Origin of the sequence: Neisseria basseii, from assembly GCF_962707005.1 — a bacterium.
GTDB classification, from domain to species: domain Bacteria; phylum Pseudomonadota; class Gammaproteobacteria; order Burkholderiales; family Neisseriaceae; genus Neisseria; species Neisseria bergeri.
The window spans coordinates 1-12,276 of sequence record NZ_CAUIXH010000010.1; the positions used below are offsets into that span (position 1 = coordinate 1).

General features: G+C 49.2%; 2 protein-coding genes and 2 pseudogenes. 3 read left to right on the plus strand and 1 reads right to left on the minus strand.

What is annotated here, in order from left to right; translation table 11 throughout:
* Positions 1 to 205: 205 nt before the first annotated feature.
* The 3 genes and pseudogenes from Q9I99_RS06490 to Q9I99_RS06500 all read left to right on the plus strand — a co-directional run.
* Positions 206 to 9,988, plus strand: a pseudogene (locus tag Q9I99_RS06490) (ESPR-type extended signal peptide-containing protein); the annotation flags it as partial.
* Positions 9,989 to 10,375: 387 nt separating this feature from the next.
* Positions 10,376 to 11,323: a YadA family autotransporter adhesin gene (locus Q9I99_RS06495; RefSeq protein WP_301666828.1), complete on the plus strand. Its 948-nt coding sequence runs from the start codon at positions 10,376 to 10,378 to the stop codon at positions 11,321 to 11,323.
* Positions 11,324 to 11,504: 181 nt separating this feature from the next.
* Positions 11,505 to 11,717: a hypothetical protein gene (locus tag Q9I99_RS06500; protein ID WP_301666776.1), complete on the plus strand. Its 213-nt coding sequence runs from the start codon at positions 11,505 to 11,507 to the stop codon at positions 11,715 to 11,717.
* A 231-nt stretch (positions 11,718 to 11,948) separates the two neighbouring features.
* Here the strand turns inward: Q9I99_RS06500 and Q9I99_RS06505 are convergent.
* Positions 11,949 to 12,149 (minus strand): annotated as a pseudogene (locus Q9I99_RS06505) (hypothetical protein); the annotation flags it as partial.
* Positions 12,150 to 12,276: the final 127 nt, after the last annotated feature.

Here is a 12,276-nt window from a genome sequence, read left to right on the forward strand (position 1 = left end):
GCAAAAACCCCCCCCCCCCCCCCCCCGCATTTGCGTAAGAAAGTGTAATCCCTTTAATCATAAGGGAATGTTGACAATTAGAGCGATTCTCCTAACTGGGTTATTACAATACAATGGGACTGTCAATAATTGTGTATGGCCGTTTGCCGTCCGGCGGCCGGAAACGTCAAAAGCGCGGGCGGTGTATTGCAAGCAGAGAGAATCAATGAACAAAATCTTCCGTGTCATTTACAACCGGGCAACCCAATCTTGGGTGGCAGTATCCGAATTAACCAAAGCACACAAAAAACAAAGCTCATCGAGTGCCAAAAAAAGTGCGTCCGGCTCTTCAGCGAACCTTATTAAATCTTCAGCCATCGCATTGTCGCTATTAAGCGGTAGTGCGGCTTATGCGGCTGCTGAGACTGCTGCAAGTGGGTTGATTCAGATTAATTCAACAAAAGGGACGACGGCTGCTGCAACAGGTAGCGACTCTATTGCTATTGGTAAAGATTCCAAGGCAAGTGGAAACGATGGAGCATTAGCAATAGGTAGAAACTCAACAGCCGATGGAAAGAACAGTAGTATAGCCTTAGGTAGCGACTCAAAAGCCAGTGGAGAAAGCAATATAGCATTAGGTTATCTAGCGAAAGCAGATAAAAATTTTGCTGTAGCTATCGGTAGGGGTGCTAGTGCTCAACAATATAATAATGCTGTAGCTATTGGTGCAAACTCACAAGCAAATGGTGCTACATCGTTGGCATTGGGAATGGGATCGAAAGCTACAGGTCACGATAGTTATGCCATAGGCTATGGAAGTGATGCCATTGGAACTACATCAATAGCGTTTGGTCGACAAAGTAAAGCAAGTAAAGACTATGATATTGTTTTGGGTTCAGAAGCTGAAACTCGAAATCTAGGTAAAGGTTATAGTATTGCCATTGGTGTTGGTGCTGTGTCGGGAAGTAACCAGGCTGTGAAAAATCTCAATGGTAATGATTCAGGCGGTGTAGCTATTGGTACTGGTGCTTATACCGGGGTAAATAAAACTAATATTTCTTTAAACTCTTCTGTTGCAGTAGGGGCCGGTGCTGGAGCAGGATTTAGAAAGTTAGATGCTAAGAACAATAATATGCCTGCGGAGAATGCGACCGATGTTGATAACAATGATGAAGTGCTGAAAAAAGCGTTTGGTGTTAAAAATGTTGCGGATTATAAACTAATAGCGGGAGGTGCTAATGGATACACAAATGTGGATATTAATGAAGCAACAGCCTTAGGCCGTAATGCACGTGCTATAGGAGACCAATCTGTGGCAATAGGCGCCCAAACTATTGCAGGTCATGGCGCTGTTGCTTTAGGTGGAAATGACATTACTCAATTTGCAAATAAAAAATATTACAAATCAACCAAAGAAAATTTTGATGTTAGAGAAACAATAGATCACAATCAAGATGCAAAAATATCTGATAAAACAATTAGTGATACTTATAATGATCTTGTTGGTACCAGGTTAGATACAGCATATAAGGCAACTTATGCACAAGATGGTTCAGTAGTATTAGGGGCTCAAGCTCACTCAAGCACACCATTGGGAACGGCACTTGGTACGAATGCTTTAATACGTAAAGGTGCATTTGGTGCAACAGCCATTGGTGCAGGTTCACAAGTTCAAGCTAATGCAGAAGCAGCGGTAGCAATTGGTATGGGAGCTTTTGCTAATGGTAAGTATGCAGTAGCGGCAGGTACGGCAGCGAAGGCAAAAGAATCTGCGGTGGCCGCAGGTTATCAGGCAAAGGCTGAAGAATCTGCTGTGGCTGTTGGTGATAGTTCTAAGGCGGCAACCTCTTCTGTTGCAGTCGGTCAAGGTGCAGTATCGGAAAAAGTGTCCGACATTGCCATCGGTCAAGGGGCGAAGGCTAAAGGTGAACAGGGTGCGATTGCGATGGGCTTGGGCACCATTGCACAAGGGCACTCATCTATTATGATTGGCGGGTCGGATATTAGCACGGCTGCGGATCAAGTTGTAAGCTATAGCAGAGAAAAAATGAACAAGGATGGCACACCTGAACTATACGATGGCAAAATTACGGAAGTAATCAATGGTAAAACTGTTACTCGTACTGTCAAATTAGTGCAAACCGAAACGGTGATGGGGAAAAAGCTTTCCGATGCGTACCGCGAAATCACTGGCTATTACCTGAATACCCTCCCCTTAGATTACAGCATCCCAGACAACAAAAATGGTCATGCCTCTATCTCGATGGGGATCCACTCTCTTTCTAAAGGAGCGATGGGCGTAGCGATTGGTACGGGTGCACGGGCAGATGCACTTGGTTCAATGGCATTGGGTACGGGTGCGCACGCCGGCATGCAAAATTCGGTAGCGATTGGTACGGGTGCCGTGGCTGATAAGGTGAGCAAAGGTACACGTCAAACAGATATTTCTTACGATGAAGACGGCAACGTGGTTGAAACCGGTTCAGCGAAGGCAAAATACACCTTCAGATGGGCGGGTGGTATTAACACGTCTGAAGGGGATGTGGTTTCCTTTGGTACACCGGGTGCGGAACGCCAGTTGAAAAACGTGGCGGCAGGTCGTGTGGCGGAAGATTCCACCGATGCGGTCAATGGTTCGCAGTTAAATGCGATCACCCGTTCACTTTCTCAAACCATTACTAACGGTTGGCAAGTGGGCGGCAATAATAAATTCCGCATGTCTAACATTGGTAGCAATGACCGTGTGAACTTCCTAGATGGCTTGGGCACAGCGGTTAATATTGCTGAAATTAATCAAGCAGAAGACACAAAGGGCAATAAGCTGGTCAAAATTGGGAGTGATTTCTATAAGGCAAGCGATTTTAACGACAAGGGTGAGTTGAAAGCCGGTGCACAAAAAGTGGCTGCTGCGGAGATTAAAAAACAACCGGCAGGTGCAAATGTTACATTTGATGTAAAAGAAGTGAACAGCACCTTGTCGGTTAACTCTGTAGGTTTGAAAGTTACCACGGGGGAAGTGACGGCAAATCCTGATGGTACGATGAATACGCCAAACAACACCACCAAAGCAAACAATGCAACGGTTTCAGCAGCGATGAATGCTGCTGAAACGGCATTGGTTGCTAGCCAAACAACATGGCGTGAGAAAAACGATGCGTATCAACAAACAGAATCAGCGTATTTGGCAGCGGATACTGCCTTAACCAAAGGAAAAGAAGCAGTTGAAGCAATACAAGCCGATATTGTAACAACAAAGCAAGAGTTACAGGCAGCACAAGACATATTAGCAACAGACAAAGCCGCACTTACAAGAGCAGAGAATGAGGTACAAAGAAACCCAAATGACACTCAAAAACAAAGTGAACTGAATCAAGCCAAAGAGAAGGTAGGGGGCTCTCAGTTTGTTGTGGATCAACGCGAACAAAAATTGGCTTACCAACAGGCAACATTGACAGAGCGTCAAACCCAAGTGTCTGTGTTAGAACAAGAAAAAAATAAAGCCGAGACAGTACGCAATACGGCAAAAGATGCTTATGATGTGGCAAATAGCGATTTAAACAAGAAAAAAGAGGCCTTTAATACTGCGAAGAAAGCCTTCGTTGACGCCGGAGCAAACCAAATTGCCACCGTACAAAACGTGGCGGATTCTATCAACGCAAGCGGTTGGACACTACAACAAGGTACAGCCGATAAAGATCTCGTTCAACCGGGTGATAAAGTCTCATTTGTTGACGGCGACGGCACAACTGTATCTGTTGAAAATACAGACAATAAAACCAGCACAATCAAATACAGTGTAAACCTTGGTGATGGTTTAGAAAAAACCGACGACAACAAAATCAAAGCCAAAGCGGGCGATGGTGTGACTGTTGGTTCAGACGGCATTAAAGTTAATACGGGTAAAGGCCTCAAAATTGATGCGGCTAATGGCAGCAAAGTTGCGGTTGATACTGATGATGAAACAATCACTGTCGGCACAGACGGCAAAGTGAAGGCGGTTACAGGCTCGACCGAAACGGTTACAGATACTAACAAAGGTACTGATGAAAAAGCGGGTCAAGTGCGTCCTGTTAAAGCAGATAAAGGCAAACTGGCAACAGTTGATGCGGTGGCAAATGCCGTCAACAATGCCGCGTGGAGCATTACGTCCGATACCGACGGCGGCAGCTTCGCAACGTCCGGTCATACCAAAACCACCGAAAAAATCAGCGCGGGCGGCAGCGTAACCTTTAAAGCGGGCGACAACCTGATAATCAAACAGGCAGGTACGGACTTTACCTACTCGCTCAATCCGATTTTAAGCGGGCTGACATCGGCAGAGTTTAAAGGCACAGGCAAAAATGCGCCGACCACCAAACTCACCAATGCAGGCATAACCATTACTTCGGCAACTGTAGGTAAGCAACCCGTTTCATTGACCGAAAACGGTTTAAACAACGGCGGCAATGCGATTACCAATGTAGCCGGCAACCTTGACGGCGCGAAAGCAAATACTCAAGCACCAACGACCAATGCGGCAGCACCAAATACAACGGATAAAGATGGTGATAAATACATTAATCCAAACAACGCCGCAACTGTAGGCGATGTATTAAATGCAGGCTGGAACTTGCAAGAAAAAGGCACGGCAAAAGATTTTGTTGCCGCCTATGATACCGTTAACTTTATCGACGGCGACGGTACAAGTGTATCTGTTGAAAATACAGACAATAAAACCAGTAAAATCAAATACAGCGTAAACCTTGGCGACGGATTGGACAAAGATGCTGCGACCAATAAAATCAAGGTAAAAGCAGCCGATAAGTCTTTAGAAGTAACAAATGATGGCGTTAAAGTAAAAGCCGCCGACAAAACTCTTACAACCGATGCCAACGGCTTAAAAGTTAATACTGGCAACATCACTGCTTCATCTGTACCAACTGTAGCCGATGCCGATAAAGGCAAAATCGCTACCGTAGACAACGTGGCAGATGCCATTAAAGCAGCGGCGTGGAAGGCGACAGCTGCAAAAACCAATGATGGTGAAAATGGCGGGACTATTAAAGAACAAGAAATCAAAGCAGACGATACGGTAACTTTTGAGGCGGACAAAAACATCAAGATTGCTCAAGATGGAAGTAAATTCACATTCTCGACAAAAGATAATGTTGAATTTAAATCTGTCAAAGTCGGCGAAGACAAAGACGGCAAAAAACCGGTTAACTTGACAACAGATAAAGCAACCGATGTATCCAATAACGATCCGGCAAATAAACCGACAACAGCATTAAATGTATCTTCAGACGGCAAACCGACCCAAATTACAGGCGTAGGTTCCGTATTGAATACGAACGCAGTGCCGACAATTCCTGCCGGTACGGCGACAGATGCCGCCCAACAACCAAAATTGGTTAATTTGGGTACGGCTCACGGTCAAACAACATTAGACAATAACGTACTAAATGCTGCGGCGACTGTACGCGATTTGGCAAATATGGGCTGGAAAGTCTCATCAGATAAAGCGACCGGTGCGGAAAATAAGTCATACAATGATGTTGTGAGAAATGCGGACGAAGTGAAATTCGTCGGCAAAAACGCAGCCAAAGTATCGGGTAAAACCGAGAACGGCGTACGCACCATTACCGTTGATGTGGAAGTGCCCGATGTTAAAACTGCCAAGCTGGTTTCAAGCACCGACGGTTCTGTGATTGCGCCCTCAACTGATTCCAAACTTCAAGACGCATTAAAAACTGCAAAAGACGAGTTGGCTGCTGCAGCGACACCTGAGCAAAAAGAAGCGGCTGAGAATAAAGTAAAAGCTGCCGAAACTGCATTAAATAACGCTTTAGACGATAAAGGCGTTGCCACGGCTAAAAACGTTGCGGATATGATTAACAATTCCGGCTTTACGCTGAAAACTTCCGCTGACGAGGGTAAGAAAGATACCGCATCGGCAGGCAGCGAAGTCATCAAACCGGGCAAAACCGTTGAAATGGTCGCGGGTAAAAACTTAACCGTGAAACAAGAAGCTAACGGTAAAGTAACTTACAGCTTGAATCCGGAATTAATTAACCTGACCTCCGCTGAGTTCAAAGCCAACGGCAAACCGACGACAAAAATCAGTTCAGACGGCATAGTCATCACGCCGAACGGCAAAACTTCGCCTACCGTCAGCTTGACCGAAAACGGCTTGAACAACGGCGGCAATGCGATTACCCACGTGGCGGGCAACCTTGACGGCGCGAAAACCGGTACGGACGCGCCGACAACTTCGGCAGCCAAACCGACCGCACTTACCGAAACCAATGCGGCAACCGTAGGCGACGTGTTGAACAGCGGCTGGAACATCCAAGAAAAAGGTACGGCAAAAGACTTTGTCAAAGCCTACGACACCGTAAACTTCGCACAAGGCGACGGCACGGACGTGTCTGTCAGCGTGTCTGACGACAAGCAGACCTCGACCGTGAAATACAGCGTCAAAGCTGCCGACAAATCTTTGGAAGTTGGCGCAAACGGCGTGAAGGTCAAGACTTCAGACGGCATCGAGACCACGACGGACGGCATTGCCGTGAAAGCCGCCGATAAAACGCTTACGGTCGGCAAAGACGGCGTAAAAGTCAATACAGGCGCGATTGCCGCAGCAAATGGCGGCAAGGTAACTGTTACCCCAAAAACCAAGGCAGACGGCACGACGGAAACACAGGCGGAGGCAGAAACCCGCGCGGCTTCCGAGATTGCCACAGTGAAAAACGTTGCGGATGCAATCAACAGCGCGGCGTGGATTGCCAAAGTGGAAAACACGGACGATAGTGTGGACACGCCGACCGAAAACGATAAAGGCACGGCAGTCAAGGCGGGCGACACGTTGAACCTGAAAGCGGGCAAAAACCTGCGTGTCAAACGCGACGGCGGCAACATTACCTTTGCCTTGGCGAAGGACATTACAGTTGAAACCGCCAATGTGGAAAACACGCTGAGCATCGGCAAAGATAGGGCGAAAGTCAATATCGCAAGCGGTGCAAACGGTCTGACCCTCGCCGGTACGGAAACCGCCGCCGATGGCTCGATAAACAACAAAGCACCGGTCTATCTGAACGGTATCAAGCCGACCCTGACCGACACCTTGGCGGGCAGCCCGACCACGAACATTACCGGCAACATTGATGCTGCCGCCTATCACCGCGCCGCCAGCGTTCAAGATGTGTTAAATGCCGGCTGGAACATCCGGGGCGCGAAACAGGCGGGCGGCAAGGTCGAAAACGTCGATTTCGTCCGCACCTACGACACCGTGGACTTCGTCAGCGGCAATGAGGCGACGACAGATGTTACCGTTTCCGCAGAAGACGGCGGCAAACGCGCAGTCGTTACCATTACCGCCAAAAACGAAGCCGGCAGCATTACGACGGCGGGCGGCAAGGTTGTCGTCGGCACAAAAGGGCAGGCAGACACCGACCCTAAAGCAGGGGACAAAGTGGCAAAAACCGGCGATGTGGCAAACGCCATCAATCAGTCAGGATGGAAAACCAATGCGACCAAAATCGACGGCAAGGCGGCAACCGACGCAAACAAAACCCAATTAATCAACCCGGGCGATGCCGTCAATTACGAAAACGGCAACGGCACGGTTGCCAATGTGGAAGTTACGCAAGGTAAGGACGGCAATCCCGATACCGTCAGCGTGAAATACGATGTCAAAGCCGACGACACGACCATTAAAGTGGGCGACGACGGTAAAGTTACAGCCGTAACGGGCGAAACGGAAACACTGTCGGCGGATGCAGACGGCAAGAAAAAAGGGCAGCTTAAAGCCAAAACCGGCGATGGAGGCAAGCTCGCCACGGTGGAAAGCGTCGCCAATGCCGTCAACAGCGCGAAATGGTATGCGAAGGCGGACAACGACCAAACCGCCACTGTCAGCGATACGGGTAAAACCACCGGCGACAATGGTGAGGCGATGGGCGCGGGCGATGCGTTGACGCTGACGGCAGGCAAAAACCTGCGCGTCAAACGTGACGGTAAAAACTTCACGTTTGCCACCGTCGAAAAACCAGAATTTGAAGGCGTAACGCTGAAAAAAGGCGGCAACACCGTCAATATCGCGCCGACTGCAAACGGTTTGGACTTAAGCAAACAACCCGCTGCGGCAGGTGGTGCGGCTCAACCGGTGAGTATTACAGGCGTAACTAGCGGTTTAGCGACTTATCCGCAAGTTGGCAACAAAGATACGCCAAAAACAGGCTTGGTTGATTTAAGCAAACCGACTACAGGCACTCCGGCGGTCGGCGACAATACCGCCGCCACCGTGGGCGACTTGCGCGGTATGGGCTGGGTACTTTCTGCCAAAAACACAGGCGAATCAAAGGAATATCACGATCAGGTGCGGAATGCGAATGAAGTGAAATTCGTGGGCGCGTCGGGCGTTATCGTTTCCGGTGAAACGAAGGACAATGTCCGCACCATTACGGTGGGCGTGGATCACCAGCTTGCGACGAACAATTCGGTCAAACCGGTGGAATATACCAAGAAAGACGGAACAAAAGTCTATCCGAAAACCGTAACTAAAAATGACGGCACGACGGAAACCAAGTTTTATCCGAATGCCGACGGTACGGGAGACGAAGTGCCGGCAGACGACGTAATCGTTTCGGTCAACGGCGCGAAAGGCACGACATCTCCGACCACCTTGTCGAATGTCAAATCAAACCTTCCCGAAACCCGCAACACGGCGGATGCCGACAATCCGACCGGCAAACCGGCAAGCAAATCGCAATCCGCCCCGACAATCGGCACGGCGGACGGCAATGTGAATGCGAACAACGCCGCCACCGTGGGCGACGTGTTAAACAGCGGCTGGAACTTGAAGGGCAACGGAAGCGCGGTTGATTTTGTCAGGGCGTATGACACTGTGAATTTTGTAAACGGCAAAGGTACGACGGTCAGCATCGAAACCGACGGCGCGGAAAGCCGGGTGAAGGTGGATGTGGATACGGCGGATTTGACCGCGTCAAACGGTAAAATCAGTGCGCCCGATTTGAAGACATTGGAAGATGCCGTGAAGGCGGCAAAAGCCGATGCAGACGCGAACCCGACGGATGAGACGAAAAAAACCGCATTGGTAAAGGCGGAAGCCGATTTGGCGAAGGAGCAAAATAAAGGCGTGACGGCGCAGAATGTGGCAAAAGCCATTAACGAGTCCGGCTTTACGCTGAAGACTTCCGCCACTGCCGAGGGCAAGAAAGATGCCGCATCGACAGGCGACGAAGTCATCAACCCGGGAAAAACCGTTGAAATGGTTGCGGGTAAAAACCTGACCGTGAAACAGGATGCGGGCGGTAAAGTGACCTATGCGACCAAAGACGACGTTGAGTTTGCAACTGTGAAAATCGGTAAAGATGAAGACGGCAAAAAACCGGTCAGCCTGACGACGGAAAAAGCCGTAAACGCAGGCAACAACGAAACAGGAAAAGAACCGGCAACGGCACTGAAAATCTCTTCAGACGGCAAACCGGCCCAACTTGTCGGCGTGGCATCGGTGTTGAATACAAGCGAAGTCAGCACCAAACCGAACGGCGATAAAAAGGCGGACGGTACGCCGGCAGAGTCGAAAACGGAAAAACTGATCGATTTGGCAGGTGCAAATGCCGCTCCGGTCAACAAAAACGCCGCCGCAACCGTAGGCGATTTGCAAAATATGGGCTGGGTGGTATCGACCAAAGACGGCAACGGTTATACCGATGTTGTGAAGAACGCCGACAAAGTGGACTTCAAAGGCGACAACGGTATCGAGGTGCGCGGAAGCACCGCCGCCGACGGCACACGCGTGATTACCGTGTCTGCCAAAGAAGGCAAGGTTACCAACAAAGTCGAGATAACCAAAAACGACGGCTCGAAAGTCGATGCGGTCATCATCGACGGCAAATACTATGAGCGCGATGAAAACGGGAAACCGAAGACGAAGACGGAAATTCCCGCTGCGGATATTAAATCGGCAGACAATGGCGGCTCGGGCTTTGTAACCGGCAACACGGTCGCCAATGCAATCAACAAATCCGGCTGGAACGTCGGATTGGCAGAAAAAGCCAAAGCGGATGCGGCATTCGGCGACAGCAAATACGCGCTGGATGCGGGCAAGCCGGAAAAAGTGAATCCTGACGACAATGTACACTTTGCCAACGGCAACAATACCGTCGTTAAAGCGGCAACGGTTGAGGAAGTCGACAAAGACGGTAAGACCGTAACCAACACCTACATCAGAGTAGATGCCGAGTTGCCGATAAGCCAGATTTCCGCTGTCGATGAAAACGGCAATAAAGTGGTTAAAGATGCAGACGGCAACTGGTATCTCAGCAAAGCCGACGGTACTGCCGACAAGACCCAGCCTAAAGTCGATCCGGCGAAAGTCCGCCAGTCTGCCAGCATGGATCCTGAGAACAAGGGCGACCGTTATACGCCGCTTGCGAAACGTTCCGACGATGCCGCGCTGACTGCCGATCAGAAAGACGCATTGTCCAAGCAGCAGGACCAATATGCCAAAGATGCTGCCGACAAGATTGCCAAAGAGCTGAAAGGTCAGCCTCAAGCTGTTATCGAAGCCGCTCAAAAAGCCGCAGCAGAAGTCGCACGGGTTGAAGCAAAAGACAAATACCTGAAAGACAACGGTTTGGACAAAGGCATCGGCGGCACGGTCATTACCAATGTTGCCTGGGGTCAGAAACCGGACGATGCCGTCAACGTCGATCAGCTGCAAAACAGCGGTTGGAATTTGGATTCCAAAGCGGTTGCAGGTTCTTCGGGCAAAGTCATCAGCGGTAATGTTTCGCCGAGCAAGGTAAAGATGGATGAAACCGTCAACATTGATGCCGGCAACAACATCGAGATTACCCGCAACGGTAAAAATATCGAGATTGCCACTTCGATGGCACCGCAGTTTTCCAGCGTTTCGCTCGGTGCGGGGGCGGATGCGCCGACTTTGAGCGTGGATGGGGACGCATTGAATGTTGGCAGTAAGAAGGACAACAAACCCGTTCGCATTACCAATGTCGCCCCGGGCGTTAAAGAGGGGGATGTTACAAACGTTGCACAACTTAAAGGCGTGGCGCAAAACTTGAACAACCGCATCGACAATGTGGACGGCAACGCGCGTGCGGGCATCGCCCAAGCGATTGCAACCGCAGGTTTGGTTCAGGCGTATTTGCCCGGCAAGAGTATGATGGCGATCGGCGGCGGCACTTATCGCGGCGAAGCCGGTTATGCCATCGGCTACTCAAGCATTTCCGACGGCGGCAACTGGATCATCAAAGGCACGGCTTCCGGCAATTCGCGCGGCCATTTCGGTGCTTCCGCATCTGTCGGCTATCAGTGGTAAGAGCTTTTTTCGCCTGTCTGCTGTTTGGGATAGGCGGAGAATCTGAAGGGAAGGGCGGCGATTTGCCGCCCTTTTTATTTGGGTGTGCCGCATTTTCAACTTATGCCGTCTGAAAGGGTCTTCAGACGGCATAGGTTTGTATGGGACAAAAGGATCGGCCTGCTTTATCGGAATTTCCCTGATGGCTGAGTTCCGCTTTGAAGGACGGGAAGATTTGGTTTATTGGCTTTTTTCCAATTCGGGCAAGATGCTGGATGTGTTTCATCGTATTTCCTTTTCGGTTGAAACCCCGCCCTTTAGAGCGGTAGAATCAGACTTTATTTGGGAGGGGGTAACCCCTTTCAAATCAGGACAATACATAGGGCGACGCTTTATGTGTCGTCCTGTGTGTTGAAACATATGCAATCCTATGCCGAAATATTCTCAAACCATCTTTCAGTATTGGTGTTCCACGGAGAACCCTTCGGCTGGTTTTGGACATTCCGATTCCTGAAGTAAAAAAGCCGATAAAACATCTGTATTGGAGCAGGAAATCTGGTGTCCATTCCGTGTTGTTGAGCAGGGCAATTCCATAAAAAATGCCGTCTGAAAAGGTTTTCAGACGGCATTGCTTTAAAACGGCAGGTCAGAAACGGTAGTTCAGGCCGAAGACAAACTCTCTGCCACGTTCGTAGAACGGTACGCGTGCCACACCGTCGGGGAAGCGTTGGCTGTGTGAACGGTATTTTTTGTTGTCGATATTATTGACGGCAAAGTTGACGTTCATATTGTCTTTGCCCAAAGGCTGCCGGTTGGCATAAATGTCGTGTACGCCGTAGCTGCTTTTAACGGATTTGACCATCCATTTTTTATTAATATATTGTTTTCTATAATCTTTAAAAAGGATGCAATATGCTTTTGATAAGTTAAAGTCGGGAAGCTGTTTTCAAATTTTATAGTGGATTAACAAAAAC

Excerpts from the sequence above, each read along its gene's own strand:
- Q9I99_RS06495 (WP_301666828.1), top strand. The coding sequence starts at position 10,376 with ATGGATCCTGAGAACAAGGGCGACCGTTATACGCCGCTTGCGAAACGT.
- Q9I99_RS06500 (WP_301666776.1), top strand. The coding sequence starts at position 11,505 with ATGGCTGAGTTCCGCTTTGAAGGACGGGAAGATTTGGTTTATTGGCTT.